Annotated in this window: 27 protein-coding genes and 1 tRNA gene; 23 read left to right on the top strand and 5 right to left on the bottom strand. The window is 52.9% G+C overall.

Features of this window, described 5'->3' with window-relative positions; translation table 11 throughout:
• Positions 1 to 18 precede the first annotated feature (18 nt).
• Both carB and greA read left to right on the top strand, forming a co-directional pair.
• A complete protein-coding gene (carB, locus tag F1E05_RS05855; protein ID WP_150047405.1) occupies positions 19 to 3,240 on the top strand; it encodes a carbamoyl-phosphate synthase large subunit in 3,222 nt (1,073 codons plus the stop codon).
• Between the two features lie 26 nt (positions 3,241 to 3,266).
• Entirely contained in the window at positions 3,267 to 3,743 is a 477-nt protein-coding gene (gene greA, locus F1E05_RS05860; protein WP_150047406.1) for a transcription elongation factor GreA, read from the top strand.
• A 33-nt stretch (positions 3,744 to 3,776) separates the two neighbouring features.
• Here the strand turns inward: greA and yhbY are convergent, their stop codons facing one another.
• Complete coding sequence (gene yhbY / locus F1E05_RS05865; protein WP_190303262.1) at positions 3,777 to 4,046, bottom strand: ribosome assembly RNA-binding protein YhbY; 270 nt, start codon at positions 4,044 to 4,046, stop codon at positions 3,777 to 3,779.
• Between the two features lie 48 nt (positions 4,047 to 4,094).
• Between yhbY and rlmE the strand changes: the two genes are divergently transcribed.
• The 20 genes from rlmE to F1E05_RS05965 all read left to right on the top strand — a co-directional run bounded on the left by rlmE (position 4,095) and on the right by F1E05_RS05965 (position 21,103).
• Positions 4,095 to 4,712: a 23S rRNA (uridine(2552)-2'-O)-methyltransferase RlmE gene (gene rlmE / locus F1E05_RS05870; protein WP_150047408.1), complete on the top strand. Its 618-nt coding sequence runs from the start codon at positions 4,095 to 4,097 to the stop codon at positions 4,710 to 4,712.
• A gap of 126 nt (positions 4,713 to 4,838) precedes the next feature.
• Positions 4,839 to 6,761 carry an ATP-dependent zinc metalloprotease FtsH gene (gene ftsH, locus F1E05_RS05875; RefSeq protein ID WP_150047409.1) on the top strand — a complete coding sequence of 641 codons (1,923 nt, stop codon included), beginning with the start codon at positions 4,839 to 4,841 and terminating at the stop codon, positions 6,759 to 6,761.
• Between the two features lie 78 nt (positions 6,762 to 6,839).
• Positions 6,840 to 8,180, top strand: coding sequence for a phosphoglucosamine mutase (glmM, locus tag F1E05_RS05880; RefSeq protein WP_150047410.1), 1,341 nt, complete (start codon positions 6,840 to 6,842; stop codon positions 8,178 to 8,180).
• A 54-nt stretch (positions 8,181 to 8,234) separates the two neighbouring features.
• Positions 8,235 to 8,981, top strand: a complete 747-nt coding sequence (gene tpiA / locus F1E05_RS05885) for a triose-phosphate isomerase (RefSeq protein WP_150047411.1) — start codon at positions 8,235 to 8,237, stop codon at positions 8,979 to 8,981.
• A gap of 23 nt (positions 8,982 to 9,004) precedes the next feature.
• The gene (gene secG / locus F1E05_RS05890; protein WP_150051818.1) at positions 9,005 to 9,394 is read left to right on the top strand and encodes a preprotein translocase subunit SecG; all 390 of its coding nucleotides are present in this window, start codon (positions 9,005 to 9,007) and stop codon (positions 9,392 to 9,394) included.
• A 6-nt stretch (positions 9,395 to 9,400) separates the two neighbouring features.
• Positions 9,401 to 9,485 (top strand) — tRNA-Leu (locus F1E05_RS05895).
• Between the two features lie 186 nt (positions 9,486 to 9,671).
• Positions 9,672 to 10,931 carry a tyrosine-type recombinase/integrase gene (locus F1E05_RS05900; protein ID WP_150047412.1) on the top strand — a complete coding sequence of 420 codons (1,260 nt, stop codon included), beginning with the start codon at positions 9,672 to 9,674 and terminating at the stop codon, positions 10,929 to 10,931.
• Positions 10,932 to 11,085: 154 nt separating this feature from the next.
• Complete coding sequence (locus tag F1E05_RS05905) at positions 11,086 to 12,144, top strand: ParA family protein (protein ID WP_150047413.1); 1,059 nt, start codon at positions 11,086 to 11,088, stop codon at positions 12,142 to 12,144.
• A 146-nt stretch (positions 12,145 to 12,290) separates the two neighbouring features.
• On the top strand, positions 12,291 to 12,875 hold the full coding sequence (locus F1E05_RS05910) for a hypothetical protein (protein ID WP_150047414.1): 585 nt from the start codon (positions 12,291 to 12,293) through the stop codon (positions 12,873 to 12,875).
• Positions 12,876 to 12,982: 107 nt separating this feature from the next.
• Positions 12,983 to 13,219, top strand: coding sequence for a helix-turn-helix transcriptional regulator (locus F1E05_RS05915; protein WP_150047415.1), 237 nt, complete (start codon positions 12,983 to 12,985; stop codon positions 13,217 to 13,219).
• Positions 13,216 to 13,875, top strand: a complete 660-nt coding sequence (locus tag F1E05_RS05920; protein WP_150047416.1) for a KilA-N domain-containing protein — start codon at positions 13,216 to 13,218, stop codon at positions 13,873 to 13,875. Before F1E05_RS05915 ends, F1E05_RS05920 begins: the two co-directional genes overlap by 4 nt.
• Positions 13,872 to 14,240, top strand: coding sequence for a hypothetical protein (locus tag F1E05_RS05925; protein WP_150047417.1), 369 nt, complete (start codon positions 13,872 to 13,874; stop codon positions 14,238 to 14,240). Before F1E05_RS05920 ends, F1E05_RS05925 begins: the two co-directional genes overlap by 4 nt.
• 14 nt (positions 14,241 to 14,254) lie before the next feature.
• Complete coding sequence (locus F1E05_RS05930) at positions 14,255 to 14,641, top strand: DUF7673 family protein (protein ID WP_197737416.1); 387 nt, start codon at positions 14,255 to 14,257, stop codon at positions 14,639 to 14,641.
• Positions 14,638 to 14,964: a hypothetical protein gene (locus tag F1E05_RS05935; protein WP_150047418.1), complete on the top strand. Its 327-nt coding sequence runs from the start codon at positions 14,638 to 14,640 to the stop codon at positions 14,962 to 14,964. Before F1E05_RS05930 ends, F1E05_RS05935 begins: the two co-directional genes overlap by 4 nt.
• 100 nt (positions 14,965 to 15,064) lie before the next feature.
• The gene (locus F1E05_RS05940) at positions 15,065 to 15,994 is read left to right on the top strand and encodes a toprim domain-containing protein (protein WP_150047419.1); all 930 of its coding nucleotides are present in this window, start codon (positions 15,065 to 15,067) and stop codon (positions 15,992 to 15,994) included.
• The gene (locus tag F1E05_RS05945; protein ID WP_150047420.1) at positions 15,984 to 17,954 is read left to right on the top strand and encodes a cell wall-binding protein; all 1,971 of its coding nucleotides are present in this window, start codon (positions 15,984 to 15,986) and stop codon (positions 17,952 to 17,954) included. Before F1E05_RS05940 ends, F1E05_RS05945 begins: the two co-directional genes overlap by 11 nt.
• A 616-nt stretch (positions 17,955 to 18,570) precedes the next feature.
• Positions 18,571 to 18,927, top strand: coding sequence for a hypothetical protein (locus F1E05_RS05950; protein WP_150047421.1), 357 nt, complete (start codon positions 18,571 to 18,573; stop codon positions 18,925 to 18,927).
• A 95-nt stretch (positions 18,928 to 19,022) separates the two neighbouring features.
• Positions 19,023 to 19,541: a hypothetical protein gene (locus tag F1E05_RS05955; RefSeq protein ID WP_150047422.1), complete on the top strand. Its 519-nt coding sequence runs from the start codon at positions 19,023 to 19,025 to the stop codon at positions 19,539 to 19,541.
• Between the two features lie 8 nt (positions 19,542 to 19,549).
• Complete coding sequence (locus F1E05_RS05960) at positions 19,550 to 20,131, top strand: hypothetical protein (RefSeq protein WP_150047423.1); 582 nt, start codon at positions 19,550 to 19,552, stop codon at positions 20,129 to 20,131.
• A gap of 3 nt (positions 20,132 to 20,134) precedes the next feature.
• Entirely contained in the window at positions 20,135 to 21,103 is a 969-nt protein-coding gene (locus F1E05_RS05965) for a S49 family peptidase (protein ID WP_150047424.1), read from the top strand.
• 61 nt (positions 21,104 to 21,164) lie between these two features.
• Here the strand turns inward: F1E05_RS05965 and F1E05_RS20720 are convergent, their stop codons facing one another.
• Positions 21,165 to 21,296 (bottom strand): hypothetical protein, encoded by a 132-nt coding sequence (locus F1E05_RS20720; RefSeq protein ID WP_269473498.1) that lies wholly within the window; start codon positions 21,294 to 21,296, stop codon positions 21,165 to 21,167.
• A gap of 463 nt (positions 21,297 to 21,759) precedes the next feature.
• On the opposite strand from F1E05_RS20720, the gene F1E05_RS05970 reads away from it, so the two are divergent.
• Positions 21,760 to 22,014 (top strand): Arm DNA-binding domain-containing protein, encoded by a 255-nt coding sequence (locus F1E05_RS05970; protein WP_150047425.1) that lies wholly within the window; start codon positions 21,760 to 21,762, stop codon positions 22,012 to 22,014.
• 3 nt (positions 22,015 to 22,017) lie between these two features.
• Here F1E05_RS05970 and F1E05_RS05975 read toward each other — a convergent pair whose 3' ends face one another.
• From F1E05_RS05975 to F1E05_RS05985, 3 genes are all read right to left on the bottom strand, one after another.
• The gene (locus F1E05_RS05975; RefSeq protein ID WP_150047426.1) at positions 22,018 to 22,632 is read right to left on the bottom strand and encodes an HAD-IA family hydrolase; all 615 of its coding nucleotides are present in this window, start codon (positions 22,630 to 22,632) and stop codon (positions 22,018 to 22,020) included.
• A 212-nt stretch (positions 22,633 to 22,844) separates the two neighbouring features.
• Positions 22,845 to 23,303: an SRPBCC family protein gene (locus tag F1E05_RS05980; RefSeq protein WP_150047427.1), complete on the bottom strand. Its 459-nt coding sequence runs from the start codon at positions 23,301 to 23,303 to the stop codon at positions 22,845 to 22,847.
• 61 nt (positions 23,304 to 23,364) lie between these two features.
• A complete protein-coding gene (locus F1E05_RS05985; protein WP_150047428.1) occupies positions 23,365 to 24,327 on the bottom strand; it encodes a helix-turn-helix domain-containing protein in 963 nt (320 codons plus the stop codon).
• Positions 24,328 to 24,438 lie beyond the last annotated feature (111 nt).

Consider the following 24,438-nt stretch of genomic DNA (forward strand, 5'->3'; position numbering starts at 1 on the left):
CAATTTTCACTGAGTATCATGCCCAAAAGAACTGACATAAAATCGATTTTATTACTGGGGGCCGGCCCTATCGTGATCGGCCAGGCTTGCGAATTCGATTATTCCGGCACCCAAGCGTGTAAAGCCTTGCGCGAAGAAGGCTACAGAGTCGTCTTAGTGAATTCCAATCCGGCCACCATCATGACCGACCCGGATATGGCGGATGCCATTTACATCGAGCCTATCGATTGGCAGACCGTCGAAAAAATTATCGAAAAAGAACGTCCGGATGCGATTTTGCCAACCATGGGCGGGCAAACTGCACTGAATTGCGCGTTGGCATTGGACAAACACGGGGTATTGGCGAAATACGGCGTGGAAATGATAGGGGCCAGCAAAGACGCCATCAACAAAGCCGAAGATCGGGATTTGTTCAATAAGGCCATGCGCAAAATCGGTTTAGAAGTGGCTAAATCCCGCGTGGCGCACAGCATGGAGGAAGCGTTCGCCGCACAAGAGGAAGTGGGTTATCCGACCATCATTCGGCCGTCGTTTACCATGGGCGGTAGCGGCGGCGGTATTGCTTACAACCGCGAGGAATTCATCGAAATTTGCGAGCGCGGTTTGTCGCTGTCTCCGACTAACGAACTTTTGATCGAAGAGTCGGTTTTGGGTTGGAAAGAGTTCGAAATGGAAGTGGTGCGCGACTCTAAAGACAACTGCATCATCATATGCTCCATCGAAAACTTCGATCCGATGGGCGTGCATACCGGCGATTCGATTACCGTCGCGCCGGCGCAGACCCTGACCGACAAGGAATACCAGATTCTGCGCAACGCTTCGTTGGCGGTATTGCGTGAAATCGGCGTCGATACCGGCGGCTCTAACGTGCAGTTTGCGATCAATCCGCAAGACGGCCGTCTGATCGTGATCGAAATGAACCCGCGGGTGTCGCGTTCCTCGGCTTTAGCGTCCAAGGCTACCGGCTTTCCCATTGCGAAAGTCGCCGCCAAATTGGCGGTCGGCTATACCCTGGACGAACTGCGTAACGAAATAACCGGGGGTAAAACGCCGGCTTCGTTTGAACCGACGATCGACTACGTCGTCACCAAAGTGCCGCGCTTTGCCTTCGAAAAGTTTCCGCAAGCCAACGACCGGTTGACGACGCAGATGAAATCGGTCGGCGAGGTGATGGCGATAGGCCGGACTTTCCAAGAATCGTTGCAAAAAGCCTTGCGCGGCCTGGAAGTCGGTGTGGACGGTTTGGACGAAACCGTTGATTTAAGCGACTCCGGCAGCCAAGACATCATACTGCGGGAATTGCGCTACCCTGGCCCTCGCCGCTTATGGTTTTTAGCCGATGCGTTTCGTAGCGGTTTGAGCTTCGACGAAATCCATCAAGCCTGCAAAATCGATCCTTGGTTCTTGGCGCAAGTTGAAGATTTGATAGTCACCGAAAAAACCTTGGCTACCAAAACCTTGGCGACCTTGGAAAAAGGCGAATTGCTCAGGTTGAAACGCAAAGGTTTCTCCGATGCGCGTCTGGCCAAACTGTTGGCCACTAAAGAATCCGAAGTGCGCAACGTCAGGCATAAACAAGGCGTGCGGCCGGTTTACAAGCGCATCGACTCGTGCGCGGCTGAATTTGCTTCCGATACCGCATATCTTTATTCCACTTACGAACAAGAGTGCGAAGCCGCTCCGTCCGCGCGCGACAAAATCGTCATTTTGGGCGGTGGCCCCAACCGGATCGGGCAGGGTATAGAATTCGACTACTGTTGCGTACACGCGGCATTGGCCTTGCGTGAAGACGGCTACGAGACCATTATGGTTAACTGTAATCCGGAGACTGTTTCTACCGATTTCGATACGTCGGATCGCTTGTACTTCGAGCCCTTGACCTTGGAAGATGTGCTGGAAATCATCGATTTGGAGAAACCCAAGGGCGTAATCGTGCAATACGGCGGGCAAACCCCGCTGAAATTGGCGCGGGCGTTGGAAGCGGCCGGCGCGCCTATCATCGGGACTTCCCCGGATTCGATCGATTTGGCCGAAGATAGAGAGCGCTTTCAGCAGTTGTTGGAGCGCTTGAACTTGAAACAGCCGCCGAATGCGACTGCGCGCTCGGTGGAGCAAGCGGTGAGTTTGGCCAAAGAAATCGGCTATCCCTTGGTGGTGCGCCCCTCTTACGTGCTGGGTGGCCGGGCAATGGAAATCGTATTCAACGAGGAAGGTTTGCGCCGCTACATGAAAGAGGCGGTCAGCGTGTCCAACGATTCGCCGGTATTGCTGGACCGCTTTTTGGACGACGCGGTGGAAATGGATGTGGACGCGATTTACGACGGCGAAACCTGTTTGATTGGCGGTTTGATGGAGCATATCGAACAAGCCGGGGTGCATTCGGGCGATTCCGCTTGTTCTATCCCTCCCTACGATTTGCCGGCGCACATTCAAGACCAGTTGCGCGCACAAGTAGCGAAAATGGCCGAAGCTTTGGGTGTTTGTGGTTTGATGAATACCCAGTTCGCCATTCAGGGTGAGACTATTTTCGTGTTGGAAGTGAATCCGCGTGCCTCGCGTACCGCGCCGTTCGTATCCAAAGCGACCGGTTATCCGCTCGCTAAAATCGCCGCGCGTTGCATGGTTGGTAAATCGTTGAAGGAACAGGGCGTTACCGAAGAGCGCATACCCGAGTATTTTTCGGTTAAAGAGGCGGTGTTTCCGTTCATCAAGTTTCCCGGCGTCGATCCCTTGCTAGGTCCGGAAATGAAATCGACCGGAGAAGTGATGGGGGTTGGCAGAACATTCGGCGAGGCTTTCGCCAAATCACAACGGGCCGGCGGGGTGGATTTGAGTCAAAGCGGTAAGGTGTTGATCAGTATTCGGGATGCGGATAAGCCGAAATTGCCGGATTTGGCCAAACGCTTGATCGAGAAAAATTACGAAATCGTCGCGACCCGTGGAACGGCAAGAGTGTTGAAAGAGGCCGGAATTCCTTGCCAGGAAATTTTCAAGGTCAACGAAGGCCGGCCGAATACCGTCGATATGATCAAAAACGGCGAAATTCAATTGATCGTCAACACGACGGAAGGCGTCAAAGCCGTAGCCGACTCCTTTACCATGCGTAGGGAAGCGTTGCAGCGCAAAGTAACCTATTACACCACCATGGCGGGGGCCAGGGCGGCCTGTTTTGCATTGGGAGAGCTGTCTGCGGGCAATGTCAATTGTTTGCAGGATTTACACAAAACCTTCGAGGGATAAAAATAACAAATGTTTAGGAGTTGTACATGAATAAAGTGCCGCTAACCGTGGCAGGCGCAAACAAATTACGCGCCGAGTTGGAAGAGCTTAAAACGGTGACTAGACCCCGTATCATTCAAGCCATCGCGGACGCCCGCGAGCACGGGGATTTGAAAGAAAATGCCGAATACCACGCTGCGCGTGAACAACAAAGCTTTGCGGAAGGCCGAATCGCCGAAATCGAAAGCAAATTGTCGAACGCCAACATCATTGACGTTACCAAGACCGACGCCGGCGGCAAAGTCGTATTCGGCGCGACCGTCAAAATAGAAGATTTGGATTCCGGTAAACAAGTAAGCTACCAGATCGTCGGCGAGGATGAAGCCAATATCAAGGAAGGCCGTATTTCTGTCGGATCGCCTATCGCCAGAGCCCTGATCGGTAAAGAAGAGGGTGATACGGTAATCGTCAAAGCCCCCGGTGGCGACATCGAATACGAAATTATCTCGGTAGAATATCTATAAGCGGAAATAGAGGAGGCGAATCGCCTCCTCGAATTATTTTTTCTTGGGATTTTTTCTATACAGAACCACGATTTGGCCAATCGATTGCACCCAGTCAGCGCCTGTGTCGGCGATAGCCTGCTCTGCGATTTCGGCCCGCTCGTCGCGTTCAGCCCGAATCCTGATTTTGATCAATTCGTGGGCGTCTAAAGCTGCATTGATTTCTTTGACGACTGCAGGCGTCAAGCCGGCTTGGCCGACGATCACTACCGGTTTGAGCGTATGAGCTTGCGCTTTCAATTTTTTTCTTTGGATAGGGTCCACTGCGAGTCCTTTAAAATTTAGCCGCGCAATTTTACACGAATCGAATTCATGGCACGTAGCAAAAGTAGCCAGCAATGGATGCAGGAACATTTTCACGACGAATACGTCAAAAAAGCCCAAGCAATGGGTTACCGTTCGCGAGCGGTATTCAAACTCAGCGAAATTCAGGAAAAGGATAAAATTATCCGGCCGGGTATCAATGTGGTCGATTTGGGGGCCGCGCCCGGCGGCTGGTCCGAATATGTTAGAAAACTTTTAGGAAAAAACGACAAGATTGTCGCGCTGGATTTATTGGAGATAGAACCTATCGCCGGAGTCGACTTCATCCGCGGCGATTTTCGCGACGACGACGTGCTGCAAAAACTTTACGAAATTCTTGCCGATCAGCCCGTGCACTTGTTATTGTCGGACATGGCCCCCAATATGAGCGGTAACAAGGAAACCGATCAGCCGCGCAGCATTTATCTGGGGGAACTTGCACTCGATGCCGCCCAACAACTATTGGCTCCCGGCGGCACCTTACTAATCAAAATGTTTCAAGGGGAAGGATTCGATGCCTATATGCAGGAAGTGAAACGCAATTTTAAATCTACAGTTATTCGCAAGCCGAAAGCCTCGCGTCCCAGAAGCAACGAAGTCTACATTTTGGCGAAAGGTTTTAAATAGGCTGGTAAACTGTGTTATTAAGGTCTGTCGGAAGCTGTAATTTAGTTTCGAAAGGCATTTGAACAAAAATTAAAGTGTTTTCAATTTTGGGACCGAAGTCGGTCCGGAGCGCGTAAATTGAGCGATATGTTAAAAAATTTAGTGCTGTGGGTTGTCATCGCAGTAGTGTTGATGGCGATTTTCAACAATTTCGGCGCCAGGTCGATGCGTAGCGACGCGACTTTATCGTATTCGCAACTGATAGACGCAGTTAAGGCCGGTCAAGTGCAGCAAGTAGCGATTAACGACAACACCGTGCGCGGCAGAATGCAGTCCGGCGAGAAGTTTAAAACCTACATGCCGAACGATCCGCATTTGATTGACGACTTGCTGGCCAACAACGTTGAAATCGTCGTGCAGCCGCCCGAAGAGCCGTCGATGCTGATGCAGATTTTCGTGTCTTTCGGACCGATTTTGCTGTTGATTGCGGTGTGGGTGTTTTTCATGCGGCAGATGCAAGGCGGCGGCGTTGGCGGGCGCGGCGGGGCGATGGGTTTCGGCAAGAGCAAGGCTCGCATGTTGGATCAGGATCAGAACAAGGTGACCTTTGCCGATGTTGCCGGTTGCGACGAAGCCAAGGAAGAAGTCGAAGAAATGGTCGACTTTTTGAAAGATCCGTCCAAATACCAAAAGCTGGGTGGCAAAGTACCGCGCGGAGCATTGATGGTCGGTCCTCCGGGTACCGGCAAAACCTTGCTGGCGCGGGCTATCGCCGGCGAAGCGAAAGTGCCGTTTTTTACCATTTCGGGTTCGGATTTTGTGGAAATGTTCGTCGGGGTCGGTGCTTCCAGGGTGCGTGACATGTTCGAACAAGCCAAAAAGCACGCACCTTGCATCATTTTTATCGACGAGATTGACGCCGTCGGCCGCTCGCGCGGTGCGGGCTTGGGTGGCGGTAACGACGAACGCGAACAAACCCTCAACCAATTGTTGGTGGAAATGGACGGTTTCGAAGGTCACGAGGGCATCATCGTGATCGCGGCGACCAACCGTGCCGACGTGCTGGATAAAGCCTTATTGCGCCCCGGACGCTTCGACCGTCAAGTCGTGGTCGGTTTGCCGGATGTCAGAGGTCGCGAACAAATTCTGAACGTGCACTTGAAAAAAGTGCCGGTCGCGGACGATGTGAAAGTCAAATATATCGCACAAGGTACACCCGGTTTTTCCGGCGCCGATTTAGCCAACCTGGTTAACGAGGCGGCTTTGTTTGCGGCACGCTTCAACAAGCGCTTAGTCAGCATGGCCGATTTGGAAAAAGCCAAAGACAAATTGATCATGGGTGCCGAACGCCGTTCGATGGTGATGGACGAAAAAGAAAAGCGCATGACCGCTTATCACGAAGCCGGCCACGCCATCGTCGGTCGTATCGTCCCCGAACACGATCCGGTGTACAAAGTCAGCATCATGCCGCGTGGCCGAGCACTGGGTATTACCATGTTCTTGCCGGAACGCGACCAATACAGCGCCAGCAAATGCAAGCTGGACAGCATGATTTCCAGTTTGTACGGCGGACGGATTGCCGAAGAACTGATTTTCGGCTGGGAACAAGTCTCCACCGGCGCTTCCAACGATATCGAGCGTGCGACCGAGCTTGCCCGCAACATGGTAACGAAATGGGGCTTGTCGCAACGGTTAGGACCTTTGGCGTACAGCGAAGAAGAAGGTGAAATCTTTTTAGGTCGTTCCGTTACCCAACATAAATCGGTCGCGGAGGAAACCGCGCACACAATAGACGAAGAAATTCGGTCTATTATTGATCGGAATTACGAGCGTGCTGAAAATATCCTGAAAGAAAACGAAGATATATTGCACGCAATGTCCGAAGCGCTGATCAAGTACGAAACCATAGACAAAGATCAAATCGACGACTTGATGAATCGGCGTCCGGTGCGCGAACCCAAAGGCTGGGACGACACTCCGACGCCGCCGTTCAACAAGAATGCCGAGGCGGAACCTTGGGGTAAAGGTGCCGATCAGCCTTCGATAGGAGGGACTGCCGAGCAAGGTTAAAACGCTTGGGCAGTTGGAATTGAAGGGAGAGAGACTTCGGTCTCTCTTTTTTTTGCAAGTAGATATACAGGATCATAGATGGCGAAAAAATATTTTGGTACCGACGGTATTCGGGGAAAGGTAGGTCAATATCCGATTACGCCGGATTTTATGCTAAAGCTGGGCTGGGCGACGGGGAGGGTGTTTGCGAAAGAAGGTAGCGGTTTCGTGCTGGTGGGTAAGGATACGCGTATCTCGGGCTATATGTTCGAATCCGCGCTGGAAGCCGGCTTATCAGCGGCCGGAGTGGATACCAGAATGATAGGGCCTATGCCGACGCCGGGGATCGCTTATTTAACCCGCACCTTGCGCGCAAAAGCCGGCATCGTGATCAGTGCTTCTCACAATCCTTACTACGATAACGGCATCAAATTTTTTTCGGTCGACGGCACCAAATTGCCGGACGAATTGGAACAGGAAATCGAGCATTACATCGACGCACCGATGACGACGGTCGAATCGTCAAAACTCGGTAAAGTGAAGCGCATCACCGATGCCGCCGGGCGCTATATCGAATTTTGTAAATCTACGGTTCCGGCTTCGCTGGCCTTCAAAGGCCTTCGCATTGTCATCGATTGTGCAAACGGGGCGACCTACCATATCGCGCCGCACGTATTCAGCGAAGTCGGCGCGGAGGTAGTCACGATAGGCTCGGAACCGGACGGGCTGAATATTAATGACGAATGCGGTGCTACCAAGCCCGAAATATTGGCGGCAAAAGTGTTGGAATGTCACGCTGATTTGGGTATTGCGTTGGACGGCGACGGCGACAGAGTAATCATGGTCGACCACAAAGGCGAAATTGTCGACGGCGACGAATTGATATACATCATTGCCAAATCGTTTCAGGAGAAGGGTAAATTGTACGGCCCGGTAGTCGGTACTCTGATGTCGAATTTAGGCATGGAGCATGCGTTAAAAGCAATGGGCGTGCCGCTACTCAGAGCGAATGTCGGCGACCGTTACGTGATGGAATTACTAAAAGCGCGCGGCGGTTGTTTGGGCGGGGAAGGATCCGGACATATCATTTGTTTGGACAAAACCACCACCGGCGACGGTATTGTTGCCGCGTTGCAAGTATTGGCGGAAATGCAATTTACCGGCAAAAATCTGCACGAGTTGAAATCCGGTATGAAAAAATATCCACAAGTGCTGATCAACGTCCGGGTCGATAAAAAAGTCAATTTAAACGAGATGGATGGGGTCAAAAAAGCCGTGGCGGCGGTCGAGCAAAAGCTTGGCGATAAAGGCCGGGTGCTGCTGCGCGCTTCCGGCACCGAGCCTCTGGTTAGAGTCATGGTGGAAGGCGTAGACCAGGACGATGTTAGTCAATACGCCAGACAATTGGCCGACGATGTCAAGCAGGCAATCGCAGCTTGAACTGAATGCGTCTAAGGTTTATCATTGCCGGCTTTATTTGCTTCGGAGTTTGTGATGCGGCAATCATTGATCATGGGAAACTGGAAAATGAATACCTCACGGGACGAGGGCGTGCAGCTGGCCAAAGCGTTAGCGGAAGGCTTGGGCGGCGTCAGTCAGGAAGTGGCGGTATGCGTTCCGTTTGTTTACCTGTCTGATATTCGCAATGCACTGGCCGGCTCGCCGATTGCCGTTGGCGCGCAAAATGTCGCGGACCAAGCTGTGGGTGCCTACACCGGCGAGGTGTCTGCAGCTATGTTGGCGGACTGCGGCTGCAAATATGCATTGGTCGGCCACTCCGAACGCCGCAGCTATTACGGCGATAGCAACCGAAGTGTGGCGCAACGCTTTTGTCAGTCACAAAAACAAAACATCATTCCGGTTTTGTGTGTCGGCGAGACTTTGCAAGAGCGCGACGACAACAAAACCTTTCAAGTCGTCGACGAACAATTGGATGCCGTCATAGACGCAGCCGGAATCGAAGCGTTTGCCAAGGCCGTTATCGCCTATGAGCCGGTTTGGGCAATCGGTACCGGTAAAACCGCGACCGATGAACAAGCCCAGGAAGTTCACCAATACATCCGCCAACGTATCGCAGCTAGAAGCCAGGAAATTGCCGACAAAGTGCAAATTTTGTACGGCGGTAGCGTTAAACCGGATAACGCCAAAGGCTTGTTCGCAATGCCGGATATCGATGGCGGTCTGGTAGGTGGGGCGTCGCTCGATGCCAAAGGATTCTTACAAATCTGCCACTCGGTTTAGAATTTATCGTTAGGATTAACATGCTGTATCAAATTATCATCGTTTTTCATATCCTGTTGGGTATCGGCATTATAGGCTTGGTATTGATGCAGCAGGGTAAAGGTGCCGACGCCGGTGCGGCTTTCGGCAGCGGCGCGTCGGGTTCGGTATTCGGTGCCCAGGGTTCCGCGTCTTTTCTGTCCAGGAGTACCGCGATATTTGCGACTTTGTTTTTTATCACCAGCCTGGGCTTGGCGTTTTTGAGCGGGCATCAAAGCAAAAAAGCCGACATCATCATGGACACACCGGCTGCACCCGCACAAAAAGAAGACGTCCCCCTCACACAAAGTACTGTTGAGCAATCGGTCCCGGTCGCGACCTTGCCGAGCGAACAACCGATCAAAGAAGTGGATCCCTCAGCCCCAGCAGAATAAGACATTGCCGACGTGGTGAAATTGGTAGACACGCCATCTTGAGGGGGTGGTGACGCAAGTCGTGCCGGTTCAAGTCCGGCCGTCGGTACCAATCGCGCATCTTAAGAGATGCAAAGAAGTACAGAAACCCGCTAATCTTCTAGGTTTGCGGGTTTTTTATTGTCCGAAGACGTCTTAAGAAATACCAGGCCATACACCCGAATTAGTGACACGATTAGTGACACGGGCTAAACTGGCTCAAAATCGTGTCACTTTTTCAAGAAGGGTGTGTCACTTTATGGCGTTAAATCTCAACAAAGATGCGGTCTACAGAGGGGCCAAGCCTAAAGAAAGGGATTACACCATCAACGATGGCGGCGGGCTTACCTTGTTGGTCAAAAGCAGCGGCTCAAAACTATGGCGTTTCATTTATCGGCTCGATGGCAAGCAAAACCGCCTTAGTTTCGGCGCTTATCCGGATGTATCTTTAGGGCAAGCCCGCCGACAGGCCGACGAAGCGAGGCAACGAATTGCCGAAGGCATCGATCCCGGCGAAATTCGCAAGCAAGAAAAAGTGGCCAAACAATTGGCCAGACAAAACGAAGAGCGCCAAAGCGAAGGTTTGCCTATCTTGGACAGCGTCGCCGACATTACCCGCCAATGGCTGGCGTCCATCGAACACCTCACCAGCGCGACCACGCACAAAAAGAAAGCTAGTCGTATCGAGCGCCTAGCGTTTCCGCTGTTGGGCAATAAGCCCATCAAAGAGGTAAAATCGTTTGACGTGTTTGCCGTTTTAAAGCCCTTGATAGACAAACAACAGCTTGAAACCGCGCACCGGCTGCATGCGGAAATTGTCGCTGTTTTGGATTATGCGATTGCCCATAACTTTGTAGAGTTCAATCAGGCGCAACCCGTCGCCAGGCAGATACCGGCGCAAAAGGTTAAACACCGGGCCGCGATCATCGATCCCAAGCAGGTCGGGCAACTATTGCGCGATCTATACGCTTACCAAGGCACTTTTACCGTGCAAATGGCCTTAAGGCTGTCGCCGTTGCTGTTCCAAAGGCCGGGCGAGATCCGGCAAATGTATTGGGGCGACGTGGATTTGATCGCCCGAGAATGGCGGCCTTACATCAGCAAAACCGATTTCTACCATATTGTACCGCTCAGCAATCAGGCTGTTTCTATCCTGGAAGCAATCCAACCTTTAACCGCTGCCGGGCAATATGTATTCCCGTCTAGCCGGGGAGATGGCCGGCCTATGTCCGATAACACAATCCGGTCGGCGTTGCTAAGCTTGGGTTACGATTCCAGTATTCAAACCGCGCATGGCTTCAGAACCATTGCCAGCACTTTGCTCAATGAGCAGGGCTGGAGTCCGGACGCGATAGAACGGCAATTGGCACACTCTCCAAGGGATCAAGTTAGAGCGGCTTACAATCGCGCTCAGTACCTGGAAGAACGCCGGCGCATGATGCAGGCTTGGGCGGATTATTTGGACGGCTTGCGGGCCGGTGCCGAAGTGATACCGTTTAAGCGGGCCGGTACGACTTGAAATTGTGGCTAATCCAAAATTGGATTCTGAATAAAATCAATAGGGTCCATTTTTGGACTGGTAACGAATTAGGTCTATTTTATTAACATTAATAAAAGTGATCTCGTTAGAATATCAACATCACATTCATTCAATACGATAGGACGGTCCCTAAATGGCAATTTATGCAATTTGGAACAACAAGGGTGGCGTAGGCAAGAGCTATTTGACGTTTCAGTTAGCTGCTGAATATGCGAGACAACATCCACAGAAAAAGGTATTAGTGGTTGATATGTGCCCGCAAGCAAATTCGTCCTCTATGTTATTGGGTGGAATGGAAAATGGTGAACATCAGCTTACGCAAATTCACACTGCTCAACCACGAAGAACTATTTCTGGTTACATTGAGGATAGAATTCGAAGCCCATATGTTACACCGCGTTCGGGGGCTAATTACGTAACGCAAGTTTCGAGATATAACGGCAGAATTCCAAATAATCTATATTTGGTGGTCGGCGATGAACAATTGGAGATTCAATCATCTCGTGTTACTAGTGCGACATTTCCCGGCCCCCAGGATGCATGGCGAATTGTCCACCTTTGGGTTCGTGATTTGATTACGGACATTTTTGAATCATGGAACGATGAAAATGCATGTGTGTTTATTGACTGTAATCCTAGTTTTTCTATTTATACAGAGTTGGCACTTACTGCGGCTGAAAGGCTTTTAATTCCTTTTTCTGCTGATGGTTCATCCAAACGGGCTGTGAAGGCGCTCTTGTCTCTGGTTTATGGTGTTCGGCGTCATCAAGGTGATCCGCAATCTGATTTTTATCTTGAATCAATGAGATATAGGATGAGTTCCCCCGAGATATATATGTATATCGGGAATAGGCTAACGCAAATGAACAGTTCGTCTGCTTCTGCCTTTAAGACAGTAGTAAATGAGATTGGTGACGAAATTTGGGGAGTATGGCAGACGCTCCCGCAAGCATTTTGCATTCATCCAACAGGCGCGCCAACACCCACGTCTAAGAAAACATTCAAATCAATGTTTCAGTACGAAGTTAATGATGCGAATACGGCGTCTGTTGTATCTGGTTCGTTAGGAATACCAATTGCTTCCTTAACGGCAGGTAATAAGACTATTGCTGGCCGAACAATTATGGTTAATCAGTCCCAGCTGGATAAGCAAGTTCCAAATATCAACAACCTTGTGAGAAATATTGAGTAGCAATTTTGACAAACTCTGCTCCATAGAAATACCAGATAACTGATAAACTCAGTCCAACCGGATAGCCCGACGGGGTGAGAAGCGGGAGTCATTGCCCCGCTTCCGGTTAACCCTTGGCAATGTTGAAACGTGAATGGCGTTGACTGGTGGCACTATCCCCGACTGATGAGCTAACGATTAAACAAATCATTCACTACTGGTTCCGGTACGAACCGAAAGAAGAAACCGTGGCTGCTAAGCGCCGCTATTGGGATGATCGTCGCCTAGTGCAGGAATGCCTTGAAGAAGCGGTTAAGTCAGGCCAGCTTAGACATTGTGCCGAAAAAACAGTAGAGAGCTTGTATATTCCGGACGCCCCTACAAGATATGAAACCGCAAAATACTTCAAAGCTTCGGATTACAGCGAATTTTTAGAAAAGTCTGCATTTCAGCCACCAGACGACAGCCCCTTAGTTACCCACTGGATAAAACCCGTCTCGGCCAAATCTAAACAAGCCACGGTTATTTCCAGTGAATCAGATGTACTATCGATAATCGGCAAGAGCGGAGCCGAAAAACGTCACAATGCACCCGGTGGAAGCCGAGACAAACAGAAGCAAATTCAGGACATTTGGGCGACAGGAAAATACACTTCGCGCGATCGATGCGCCGAAGAGGAATGTGGCGCTCTTGGTATGTCGTTTTCATCGGCACGCAAAGCTTTGAAAAAAACGCCGGACCCAAAAAGATGAACATCTGGCCGCTAGCGGCATCGGCTAGCCTGTAGCCCTACAAGTAATTCAAATAGCAAACGGCATTACATAACCTAGCGCTGTCATTCACTGATAGAGGTTAGATAATGTCCACCAAAACCCCACATCAAGAAACTGTGCCAATCGCATATCTCCGCATCTGGCAAATAACGGGAGACCGTAAGAAAGGCATAGAACCGCTATTGCCCATTGGCCGTTCAACCTTTCTCGCCAAAGTCCGTAGCGGCGAGTATCCCAAACCCATCAAGTTAGGTGAAAAGACCACGGCTTGGCGCAAGGCCGATATTCTGGCATTGCTGGATAGCTTTGGCTGCGCACAATGAACGCCTTGGTTAGCTTGGAGTACAACGGCAGCCCGGTCGAACTGGATCAAAACGGCTGGTTTAACGCCACAAGCGCAGCGGCCCAATACGGCAAACGACCTATCGACTGGCTTCGATTGCCGGAAACTACGCGCTATTTGGAAGCCCTGTGCCGAATAAGTGAAGTGAGAAAATCTCACTTCATTAAGACCTGCAAGGGCAATTCATCCCGGTTTACGCAAGGCACTTGGCTGCATCCAAAACTAGCGGTCAGATTCGCCCAATGGCTGGATATTGATTTTGCGGTTTGGTGCGACGAACAGATAGACGCGCTTTTGCGCGGTAAAGACGATTGGAAACAGCTACGCCATGAAGCCGCAGCAAGCCAAAAGGTGATGAATGCGGTTTTGCTGTTGCAACGCCAGCAGCAGGGCAAGACTACCGACGCGCATCATTTTTCGAACGAAGTGCGGTTGATTAATTGGGCTTTGACGGGAGAGTTCAAGCCGCTGGATCGGGACAAACTGCCGGCTCAGGAACTCGATTTGTTAGCCAAACTGGAAGAGCGCAATACCGTCTTGATTGGCTGCGGGTTGACCTACGACGAGCGGAAAATTGCGCTGGAACGGTTTGCCGCCAGTGTTAGGCAACCTGAAAAGCTGGAGGTGACTCCATGAGCCGCCAGACAGATGACTACACCAAACCTTCACGCCTGAAACGCCGCCGGAAAAAACGCTGGAAAATCGCCGATTTGATCGAAGCCGGCTTGACGGACTGTTTGCGCGTGGCTATGCTGTTCACCGCTGGCACATCCAGCACCGGGCGTGAGAACCTGGTTGGTAGACAAGGCGAAAAATCGCCGCAACTTTTAGCGGCTTTTTTGTGCCCATCATTCAGCGCGGCATCATGCCGTGTGCATTCTGTTATGGCGGGCTGTTTTGGGCATGGTTCGTCCATGGCTGCACCTTGTCGCAGTTTCTCACCCCATTACAGCCCGTCGCCCAATGCCGTGAGAAGCATCAGCGGCGGTTTATTCCTCTGACAAGGAGCACCGCTATGAACACCCCTACTACGGGCAAAATCCGCCCGGAATCTACTAAAGTACCCGACGCCTTAAGTGCGTTCCTGGATGAAATCACCGCATTGGACGCCGAGCGCCAAGCCGTTATCGACGCCGGCATTCCGGCTTTGCTGCGCCTAGCCAAGATTGCCGAGCGCGATACCGGCCAAGCCGAGACCGTGCGCCGTTTCTTGCTTGGTTTGTATAACGGCTACCGTTTTCCGTTCAACTTAGTCACGTTACGGGGCTTGGATAAAGCCTTGTTCGACGACTGCATGGCGGTGTTGACGCTGGACGCCCGCGCCACTACTCAAGAAATTCACCTGTACATCGCCAACGGCGGCGAGCTGTTCGAACGCTGGGCGCTGGGAGGTGCCGCATGATTCGCAGTCCTGCAAACGCTTTACGCCGGCTGTTCGACGCTACAAAGCGCGATATGGACCGGGACGAGTTGGATTGGTTTAGCGGCTTGACCGAAGTGGCCATTATGCAAGCGGACAATGTGGCCGACACGCTGAACGCGTTAGCGATGGCCATTTCCGGTAGTGGCCCAAGTGCACCGGATGACGATCAGTTGGTCAATATCCTGTTCAGCTTAGCGTTGCAGGCCGAAACCGTTTCGGCGCTGGCTTATATCGGTTCCGAAGCCGAATTTATCGCCGGCGAGTGCAATCAGAAAACCAACGGCCATAAAAAACCGGCTTAACCCAAAAGATTGAAGCCGGTTTCAGCAATCCGCTTGCCACAATGCAGGGCTATTTTAGCCCAACGTCAAGCGGATTGCATACCGGCAAGGTGAAACTTGCATGCAATTTCAAACTATTGACGACGCTTGCCGCTCGGCTTGCCTGGTGCTTGGCGTCGAATTCAAGTCGGTGCCGGCTGACGGCCGCTTTCATACCGCCAACATTGCCGACGATCCGCGCGGACGCAACGACGGCCGCATCAAACTCTTTCCGGATCGGCAAGGCGGTATCGTTTGGAATCATAAGACCGGCGAGCGGAAAGCCTTTTTCCTCAACGGTAGCGCCGCCGAACTAAAACCCGAACAGCGCCAACGTATCGAGGCCGAGCAACGCCAGCGCCAAGCCGACGAGGCCGCCCAGCGAGAATGGGCCGTTCGACGTGCGCAAGCCATTTGGCAATCAGCTCAGCCGGCCGCACCCGACCATCCTTATTTAGTCCGCAAACAGATTGAGCCGCACGCCACGCGGCTTTGCCGTTGGCAGCGCACCGTCACGCTGAACAATGGTAAGCGCAAAAGCGTTGCGATCGACAATGCCTTGCTGTTGCCGCTGTACGGTGCCGACGGACGCATCCGGAGCTTGCAGGCCATCTTTGCGGAAAATCATCCGGTCTTGGGCCGCGACCGCGATTTTCTGCCCGGCGGCGGCTTGGCCGGTTTGTTCTGGTGGATCGGGCCGCGCACCGATGATGTCGTGGTTTGCGAAGGCTTTGCCACGGCTGCCAGCGTTCACCAAGACACCGGCTGGCGGGTGTATATGGCCTTTACCGCCAACAACCTGCTGGCGGTCGGGCGCATCGTGCGGGAGCGGCTGCCGAATGCCGGCATTGTATTTTGCGCCGACAACGATACGCACACTCCGGGAAATCCCGGTCTGACCAAAGCCAAAGAAGCAGCTAGGGCCGTTGGCGGCGGGTTGGCCGTGCCGCCGATTCCGGGCGATTTCAACGACTACAGTATTTTTCTAAGGAGCGCCGGCAATGGCGAATAAGCAGGACGGCAACAACAAGCCGACGTTGACGCTGGTGAAAGACGCCAAGCAGGCCGCCGGCAAGAAGAAAGCTGAGTCCGGCGGCAGCGGCGGCGGTAAAGGCGGTGCGGCGGCGGTCGAGTTCGGCGTTTACGCCATCATCAATGGCGGGTTTTACCAACGTAGCGGCAAGATGGATGAGAAAACCGGCAAGCCGCAATATTTCCCGTTGTGCGATTTCACCTGCCGGATTGTGGAAGAGTTAATCGCCGACGACGGTTTGATCGAAGCCAGCCTCCTCAGAATCGAGGGAGTCCGGGCCGACGGGGTGCCGTTGTCGGCGGTGGACGTGCCCATTAAGACTTTTACCGCCGGCAACTGGGTGCACGATGCCTGGGGTATGCTGCCGTTCGTCTATCCCGGCGCCGCCAAAAAGGACAATCTGAAGGCGGCCATTCAGTTGTATTCCCGGCTGCAAGGCGACATTCCGCGCCGCACGGTTTACCGGTTTACCGGCTGGAAGAAGATCGACGACGCCTGGCATTATCTGACGGGTTCCGGATCGGTCGCGGCGGCGGGTTTGGGGGATTCGGTGCAAGTCGAACTGGACGCCGGCCACATGCAGCGCTACCGGCTGCCGCCGCCGCTTTCAGCCGATATGTTAAAACAAGCGCTAGACGAGGCGCTTTTGCTGTTAGAAGTATGTCCGAATAAACGGCATGTCGGCGCGGTGCTGTTGGCCGCGGTCGCCCGTGCCCCGTTGGGCGAGTGCCATCCCACCGACTCTGCAATATGGCTGCACGGCCTGACCGGTTCCCGCAAGTCAGCCTTGGCTGCCGTGGCCTTGGCGTTTTTCGGCGAGTTCCACGGGCGCAGCTTTCCGGCCAATTGGAACGATTCGCCGCTGGACATCGACATCAAAACCCATCAAGCCAAGGATGCCGTGTTCGTGCTGGACGACTTCAAGCCCAGCGTCAGCCCCGGCTTGGCTAATGAGCTGCACGCCAAAGCCGAGCGCGTGGTGCGCAATACCGGCAACCAAGCCGGCGCCGGCCGCCGCAATATCGACCACAGCGCCAAGCCTGTGCGTTTTAATCGGTCGATGCTGATTTCCACCGCTGAGGATTTGCCGCGCGGCCAGTCGTTGCTGGGGCGTTTGCTGGTACTGGAATTGACGCGGGACGATGTAGACAACGCCGTACTAAGCAAAATGCAGGACGCCGCATCGGCGGAACGCTTGGCCGGCTTAATGGCTGGCTATGTGCAATGGTTGGCGGGCCGCCTGGACGATTTGAAGCGGGATTTCCCCCGAATCGTGGAGCAGTTGCGCGACGGAGCGATTCGGGGCGGCTTTTGTTCTTCCCACCCCCGCGCCCCTGAGATTTACGCCAATTTGGTAGGGGCAGCCGAGCTGTTTTTAGATTTCCTGACCGATGCCGGCGCTTTGACCGGCGAACGCGCCAACGCCTTGCTGGGAGACATGGAAACAGCCTTGAAGCAGGCTTTCAGCGAACAAGGGGCTTATCAGGCCGAAGAGGACGAAACCGAACGCTTCATGCAGCTATTGCGGGCCGTGTTGAGTTCCGGCAACGGCCATATTGCCGACCGTTTGGAACAGGGGCCGCCTTCAATCCGGCCTTTCGGCTGGGGCTGGCGGAAATCGCCGAACGATGTTGGCCAGCAATACGAACCCATGGGTGATTGCCTGGGCTGGTATTACGCCAGCAAGGACGGCGGTGCCGATGAAGTGTGGTTGGAACCGGCAACGGCTTATAAGGCCGTGCAGCACTTCGGACGCATCCAGGGCGACGTCATTTTGCTTAAGCCTGCCACCTTGTGGCGAAGAATGGCCGAACGGGGGTTGATAAAGCAGGTCAGCGAAGAGCAAGGGAGGGTGCGTATATCGGTAAAACAACGTGTTGGCGGCCGGGATGTTCGGGTTCTGATTCTGGACGCCAAGATGGTGGAGTCAGAAACTTAGCCCTATATATGATTATTTTTTGGGGCAAATGGGGCACAAATAAATAAAAGTATAGAAAAGCATAGAGCTGACGCGGCTTTCAGTGCGCCCCATTTTATTTTTAGGCGGGGCGCAGCGCCCCAAAAATGGGGCGCATCAAGTTAAGGCATTAAAGCGGGTATCAGGTTTGTGCCCCATTTAATTTGGGGCGCACGATAAATTGGGGCGCGCTGTAGGCCTTGATATATCTGGGCTAGAGCGCTGCGCCCCATTTGCCCCACTCCACAGGGTATATACATACATATTTTTTGTTTATTCGATGTTTTCAGGAAGTAACAAAATGAAATCAAAGGTTTGTGTTGAGTTCTGTGGCGAATTGCCGGCAATTGCTAGCGGGTCCTTCTCGGCAAGGTCCGTCACGGGTAATTCGGACCCCGCGAATTCTCTAGGGGGTGGCGATTCGGTGTGTTAACAACTCAATTAACAGGGGATTAAATGGTTAACGTATTTCAGGGTAGATAACGAGTCCTTAGGCGCACTAAGCCGCACAAGCAATTTTGACCTCAATATTCCGGTAACGCCGAAAGGCTTGTAGAAGTTAATTGATTGCTTTTCTTGACATGCAAGAGGTTGAACAATGGGTTTAGATTCTTATGACCGGATCTGCATTCGCCGGCATTTAACGGAAGGTGAAGCCTTACCACCTGCTTTGGCTCAGCGGGTGTTGGTGGAATTGGAATTGGCTGGCGGTATGTCAGGCAAAAAGAGTTTGTCGTATACGGATGCCTTGGTCAAACGCAACGCCTTACTGACAGCTGCTTTCGAAGCGTTGTCCGGCAAGGCCTGGAGCCGCTGCAACGAACTAGCCCGTCGTATCGCTTTTCAGCGTTACGGTGATGACGAAGCCGGCCAATACCTGAAAGAAGCGGTAGACACACGCTGCAAGATGCCGCAGTCGATACGGCAATTACACAATATCTGTTGTGCGAATTAGTGAAAAATTGACTTCGAGTCTTGCCTATTTTTGCCGCACGCAACGATGCATCATGTCACCGTGACAGTTCATGTGTTCAATGACCGACAGGTATCATGATGAAAGTTTTTAACCACTCGAAATGGGACGCCATTCAGCGGCACAGGGAAGACCGTTTTCAAGTCTTGCGTAACCTTTCCGCAGAACGGAACGAAGCCAGCGCTAACTTTGGCAAAGCTCTTAGCCATGTCCAAAGCTTCCAATCGGCTTATTGCCTTAGAAAAGTTTGCGAAATCGTCGAACGAGATGACCGTACGCTATCGGTCAATCAGGTTGAAGCCAAACTCAAGTGCTTAGCCAACGAATGGCCGACGTTACGCGACGAATTCGGCTTAAAGGAAGGCACTGTTAGCAAAGACGCACTAGTCAATCTGTATCGATTAATGCGTGAGAAAAAGCGGCTACAAGCAGACTATGAAAAAGCCTCGGAAGGCTGTAAAAGTTTCGGCGCTTGCTTCAATGTGCTCAACGAATTCGCGGCCAAATACGGTAAAGATAACGCGACGGTATTTAACGCTGCTCCGGATAAAGGCTACAACGTCTCGGACCTTTATTCACACACCATCGCGGTGTAGGAGATTTCATGGACGTTGATAAAATCAAAGCTGGTTTGGAAAAAACCCAAACGCAAGCGCTGAATCATTTAGCAGACCTACGCGCCGAAATCGAACGCATCAACGATGAACTGTATTGGCTAGATCATGCCCCCTTGGGGTTGGAGGATGCCCAAGCCGCCATAGACCGCTTTATCGAAGCGCATGCCGGGCCCACCGAAACCGTAAAGCAGTTCTTTTATCCCAAAGGCCTGAACGGCCCCAGCCCCTTGGAAGCCAAAGTGACGTTGGATCGGGATACGGCCATAGTGGCAGGCCATACCGTCATCGCCAGCGGCACGGCTGAGCTGGCCGATATACTGGTACCGTTACTAGGCCCTTCCACCATCCGACGGCTTTTATCCGACATGGCAAAATGCATCGCCGATAGCATCGAACCCGGTCCGCCCTTGGTCGAACGTCCAACGCTAAAAGCGACCCTGGAAAAACGCAAGTTCGCGCTCGAAGCGGAAGAAGAGCAATTAATTTGCTCAGCCGAAGCCTTGGGTATGGACGGCTTTTACCGTCGGCAGGATTGCAATCCCGAAATCGTACTCATGATGGAGGCTTAAACCATGCTGACCGACACTCTGTACGCGATGCCGCGCATTCACCTGGAAACGCTGTTCCGCACCGAAGCCAAACTGGCGGCCATGGACGCGCCGGCGCCTTCGCCAGTACCGTTTAAAACTCAAGGCAAAACGGCGGTGATTGCAATCGACGGCGTGTTATTTCCGAAACCGAACATCTTGACTTTGTTCGGTTTCGGCACGCCGTTGACCGACATCCGCATGCAGCTGGAACAAGCGGCCAGCAGTACGGCGGTTGCCAAGATCGTGTTTAATTTCAATTCGCCCGGCGGCAGTGTCACTGGTATACACGAATTAGCTAATACCATCAAAACCGTGAAAAAGCCCACTGTGGCTTACGTGTCTGGCATGGCCGCCAGCGCGGCTTACTGGCTGGCGGCTGCTTGCGATGAACTCGTTACCGATGCAACGGCTGAACTGGGCAGTATCGGCATTGTCGGCATTTTCCGTGCCGGCGACAAAAACGCTATCGAAATCGTCAGCAGCAACGCGCCGGACAAGCGCCCGGACGCCACCACGCCGGACGGCAAGCGGGTATTGCAAGCGCAAATCGACGACCTGGAAACCGTGTTCATCCATTCGCTGACCGGCTTACGCCCAAGCCTAAGCGCAAGCCAGATTAAAGCCTTGCGCGGCGGCGTCGAGATCGGCGCTAAAGGCGTTCTCGCAGGCTTGGCCGATGGGCTTGGCAGCCTGCAAGGCGTACTGAACGGCCAGCCGATAGTAAAACCGGATAGCAAGCAAAGCAGAGCTCAATTGCATGGCGATTGGAATATAGCGATTGCACGAGCACTGGGAATGACCGGAGCGAGGGGGCAAGTTGTGACGGAAACAATACCACCGGCTGTGGTACCGGACCGGAAGGTCGGCCAAACCGTCGTTGTTCAACCGGTACCGGTCGATCCGGGCGCTGATTTCGGCTGGAAAGCGGCTTTTGCTCGGTTAAAACGCTAACTCATTTCTGAGGTGCCAACAAGCCGACGCCGAAACAGAGGTGCTTAACGCGACATGGTAATTAGCGGCAGACTTTAATCAAGTCGATACGGTCGAAATTGCCTACCTGCAAGGCCAACGCGGCGCGTTTATCGACCAGGAACAACACTTTGACTCGGATGCTTTGAAAGTGAAATGCCGCCTGGATTTTCAAGCCGCGCCTATCGATTGGATTGGCTTGATCAAGAATCCGGGAGCGTAAAGAGCCTTATTCGGTTAACAGTGCTGTGTTACGGGCGCCTTTCCCCGGAGGTTTATGAAACATTGTTAACCGATATAAGCTAGGCGGCATACTCGCGATTGAAAGTGTGTCGCCGAACTGTAATAAATTTGGGCAAAAATCAAAAAAGTGACACGATTAGTGATATCTTGTTTGTCGCGTTGTATTAAGTCAATTTATTACAATGGCTTATTAATTTTTTCAAGTCCGGCCGTCGTACCAATCGCGCATCTTAAGAGATGCAAAGAAGTCCAGAAACCCGCGAATCTTCTAGGTTTGCGGGTTTTTTTATGCCTTATTACCGCTCAATAAACTTAAGGGAATACAACAAAAGTTGTTGTACCGAGCGTTGTATCAGGTAAATTGTAGGGCTTCAGTACAACACCGCTACAACAAAATGGCTCTGAATCTCAATAAAGACGCGGTCTACAGGGTAGCTAAGCCCAAAGAAAAAGATTGTCGGATTAGCGACGGCGGCGGGTTGGCATTGCTGGTTAAGTCAACCGGTTTGAAACGTTGGGTGTTTGACTATCGGTTTCAGGGGAAGGGAAATCGCTTGGGGTTTGGCGAATATCCGGCTGTGACTTTGGAAAATGCTCGTCGCCAAGCGGAAGCGATCACATTCGTTCCGGTTTTCAACCCGCATGGCTAGCTGTCAAATCACCCCAACTGCCTCCAACCCCTCGGCAACGTCCACACTCGATCTTACCAGCACCGCTTGCAGGCCGGCCCGTTTGGCGGCCTCGATGTTTTCGGCGGTGTCGTCGAAAAACAGTATGTCGGCTGCGGCTACGCCGGTCGTTTGCAAGACGTGCCGGAAGATTGTGGGCTCGGGTTTGCGCAGGCCCAGTTGGTGAGAAGCGAACACGGCGTCGAAACCGGGGAGGAGGTCGGGATAGCGTGCGGACCAAAACCGCATATGGCTTTCGTTGGTGTTGGTCAGCAAGTAGCAGGGCAAGCGGCTGCGGGCCGATTGCAGCAGTTGCGCGGTTTCGGCGATTTCGCCGACGAATATCGCGTTCCAGCCCGCCTCGATTTGCGCGGGGCTAGCCGACAACTGCAATCGAGCCGCCAGATGGGCGAAGTAGGCCGCCGAATCCAGTTCGCCGCGCTCGTGTTGCCGATATTCGCGGTCGAAATGAAACAAGCGCGCTAGCTCGGTCTCCGGCAAGGCCGAGTAGGCGGCCCAGGCGTTGATCGCCAAGCCGAAGTCGATGTCTAGCAGGACGCCGCCGAGGTCGAACAATAGGGCGCGAGGTGTTGTAAGCATGGTTGGGAAGTTGAGTTAAGGTGAAGTTTGAAACCATGGAGGTCGCCCGCTATCAATGCTTTTCATCAGCGAGGACGATTGCCAGCCCTGCATGTTCGTTACTCTGAAAGTCATTACGGGCGCGCCGCAGGGCATTCTCCGAGGCGATGCGCCACTATCCTGAGCTTTAGGATAGTCATCACGACCCGATTGAAAACCTGCAAGGATTGGTTTCATTGATGGTCGGGGATTTCAGGCTCGACCAGCTTGGCCAGTTGCTCCAGCGATTCCTGCCAGCCCAAATAGCACATTTCCACCGGTATCATCGAGGGTATGCCTGCTTGAACAATGCTGACGGAGGTTCCGCAGGACACCGCTTCCAAGTCGATCGATACCTGCATGGCAGCGGCGGAATCGGCGTGGTCGAAACGGTCAATGTGACGGATGCGTTGGTTAGGCACCAATTCGAGGTATTCGACCGTGAACGAATGGCTACCGCCGGTACCGAAGTTGGTAAACGACATACGGTAGCCGCCGCCTACCCGCACATCCATCGTGTGAACCGTGCCGAGAAAGCCGTACGGTGGTAACCAACGCTCTAAAGCGGCTTTATCGGTAAATGCTTGGTAAATACGCTCTGCCGGCGCCCGCAGCACGCGATGCAGCCGAACGGTTCCGGTTGGGTTGGTCATATCAATCTCCTGAGTTGAACGAGCGGGGGGGATTACCTTAACGCTTGTGCGGACTGTGCGATCAATCGGCGCCGGCGGCCAAACTTAGCCAGGCTTCGGCGGCGACTCCGCTCATCCAGGCCAATTCCATGGCCATCCAATCGTCGCAGATTTGCGCAAATTCCGCACTGAGCTTGACTTGATACGAGCCGCGCGAGATTTCGTGCAGCCAGCCGGCGGCTTGCGCTTGTTTCAGCATGTTGCGCACCGTGCCGCGCGATACCGACAAGCTTTGCGCCAATTCCTGAGTCGGTGCCGCTGCCAGCAAATTGCCTTGCCCGTCGGTTTCGGCGCTGGCTATCAATGCCATCAAGACCAGATAACCGTTGCTGCGGCCCATAAAGGCCCGCACCATCGGAAACTCTTCGGATAGAAAAAAGCCGTTGTGCACGTAGGCGCTGACGCCGTAAGCGAAAACCCGGTACAGCATGGCCGGCTGTTTGCCGAGGTTGGCGGCGGGTTCCGGGAAAGGGTGGATCAATTCGACCGCGGTCAGATTGGCGGTAAACCAAACCGCCAAGGTTTCCAGCAGGCTGTCGGTCGGCGCCAGCAGTTTGGTGCGGCTACCGGCAACGTGATGCACGCGCAAATAACCGCGTATCCTCGCCAAGCCTAGCAAGGCTTTTACCAAGGTAGGGCTGCCCATGTTTAGCAAGCCGAACAATTCTATGACGCGCGAATAACTGGCGCCGGATAACGGATCGCCGTCGTCGCGTTGGTGGTGCAAGGACAGTACGAATGCCAAAAAGGCCAGATCGTGTTCGCCGCGCAGCAAGCGGGCCAGCGGTTGGTGATTCCTGAAGGCGGCCAGCATGTTGTCGGCGAAGCGGCGTTTGGCCATGTCGAACTGCGGATGCCGCTTGAGCGTGTCTGCGTAGCCTCTAAGCGCCTGACGATCCAGGGTTTGCTCGTTCCACAGGTTGGGGCAATTTCTAAACCAGGGTGCCCGGTTTAGGCAAAAATCGGAATGGATGTCGTAGTTCATCTGGAGTTGTCAGTGCTTGCTATCCGTTAACGGCAGCGGCTGGTTTTAGCCTATTGGTTTAACTTTGCCAAATTCGTCACAGTTTAGATCGTTAGAATCGCCGTTCCAATT

Source organism: Methylomonas rhizoryzae, from assembly GCF_008632455.1.
GTDB lineage: Bacteria > Pseudomonadota > Gammaproteobacteria > Methylococcales > Methylomonadaceae > Methylomonas > Methylomonas rhizoryzae.

Excerpts from the sequence above, each read along its gene's own strand:
- carB (WP_150047405.1), top strand. The coding sequence starts at position 19 with ATGCCCAAAAGAACTGACATAAAATCGATTTTATTACTGGGGGCCGGC.
- greA (WP_150047406.1), top strand. The coding sequence starts at position 3,267 with ATGAATAAAGTGCCGCTAACCGTGGCAGGCGCAAACAAATTACGCGCC.
- rlmE (WP_150047408.1), top strand. The coding sequence starts at position 4,095 with ATGGCACGTAGCAAAAGTAGCCAGCAATGGATGCAGGAACATTTTCAC.
- ftsH (WP_150047409.1), top strand. The coding sequence starts at position 4,839 with ATGTTAAAAAATTTAGTGCTGTGGGTTGTCATCGCAGTAGTGTTGATG.
- glmM (WP_150047410.1), top strand. The coding sequence starts at position 6,840 with ATGGCGAAAAAATATTTTGGTACCGACGGTATTCGGGGAAAGGTAGGT.
- tpiA (WP_150047411.1), top strand. The coding sequence starts at position 8,235 with ATGCGGCAATCATTGATCATGGGAAACTGGAAAATGAATACCTCACGG.
- F1E05_RS05900 (WP_150047412.1), top strand. The coding sequence starts at position 9,672 with ATGGCGTTAAATCTCAACAAAGATGCGGTCTACAGAGGGGCCAAGCCT.
- F1E05_RS05905 (WP_150047413.1), top strand. The coding sequence starts at position 11,086 with ATGGCAATTTATGCAATTTGGAACAACAAGGGTGGCGTAGGCAAGAGC.
- F1E05_RS05915 (WP_150047415.1), top strand. The coding sequence starts at position 12,983 with ATGTCCACCAAAACCCCACATCAAGAAACTGTGCCAATCGCATATCTC.
- F1E05_RS05920 (WP_150047416.1), top strand. The coding sequence starts at position 13,216 with ATGAACGCCTTGGTTAGCTTGGAGTACAACGGCAGCCCGGTCGAACTG.
- F1E05_RS05925 (WP_150047417.1), top strand. The coding sequence starts at position 13,872 with ATGAGCCGCCAGACAGATGACTACACCAAACCTTCACGCCTGAAACGC.
- F1E05_RS05930 (WP_197737416.1), top strand. The coding sequence starts at position 14,255 with ATGAACACCCCTACTACGGGCAAAATCCGCCCGGAATCTACTAAAGTA.
- F1E05_RS05935 (WP_150047418.1), top strand. The coding sequence starts at position 14,638 with ATGATTCGCAGTCCTGCAAACGCTTTACGCCGGCTGTTCGACGCTACA.
- F1E05_RS05940 (WP_150047419.1), top strand. The coding sequence starts at position 15,065 with ATGCAATTTCAAACTATTGACGACGCTTGCCGCTCGGCTTGCCTGGTG.
- F1E05_RS05945 (WP_150047420.1), top strand. The coding sequence starts at position 15,984 with ATGGCGAATAAGCAGGACGGCAACAACAAGCCGACGTTGACGCTGGTG.
- F1E05_RS05950 (WP_150047421.1), top strand. The coding sequence starts at position 18,571 with ATGGGTTTAGATTCTTATGACCGGATCTGCATTCGCCGGCATTTAACG.
- F1E05_RS05955 (WP_150047422.1), top strand. The coding sequence starts at position 19,023 with ATGATGAAAGTTTTTAACCACTCGAAATGGGACGCCATTCAGCGGCAC.
- F1E05_RS05960 (WP_150047423.1), top strand. The coding sequence starts at position 19,550 with ATGGACGTTGATAAAATCAAAGCTGGTTTGGAAAAAACCCAAACGCAA.
- F1E05_RS05965 (WP_150047424.1), top strand. The coding sequence starts at position 20,135 with ATGCTGACCGACACTCTGTACGCGATGCCGCGCATTCACCTGGAAACG.
- F1E05_RS05970 (WP_150047425.1), top strand. The coding sequence starts at position 21,760 with ATGGCTCTGAATCTCAATAAAGACGCGGTCTACAGGGTAGCTAAGCCC.
- F1E05_RS05975 (WP_150047426.1), bottom strand. The coding sequence starts at position 22,632 with ATGCTTACAACACCTCGCGCCCTATTGTTCGACCTCGGCGGCGTCCTG.
- F1E05_RS05980 (WP_150047427.1), bottom strand. The coding sequence starts at position 23,303 with ATGACCAACCCAACCGGAACCGTTCGGCTGCATCGCGTGCTGCGGGCG.
- F1E05_RS05985 (WP_150047428.1), bottom strand. The coding sequence starts at position 24,327 with ATGAACTACGACATCCATTCCGATTTTTGCCTAAACCGGGCACCCTGG.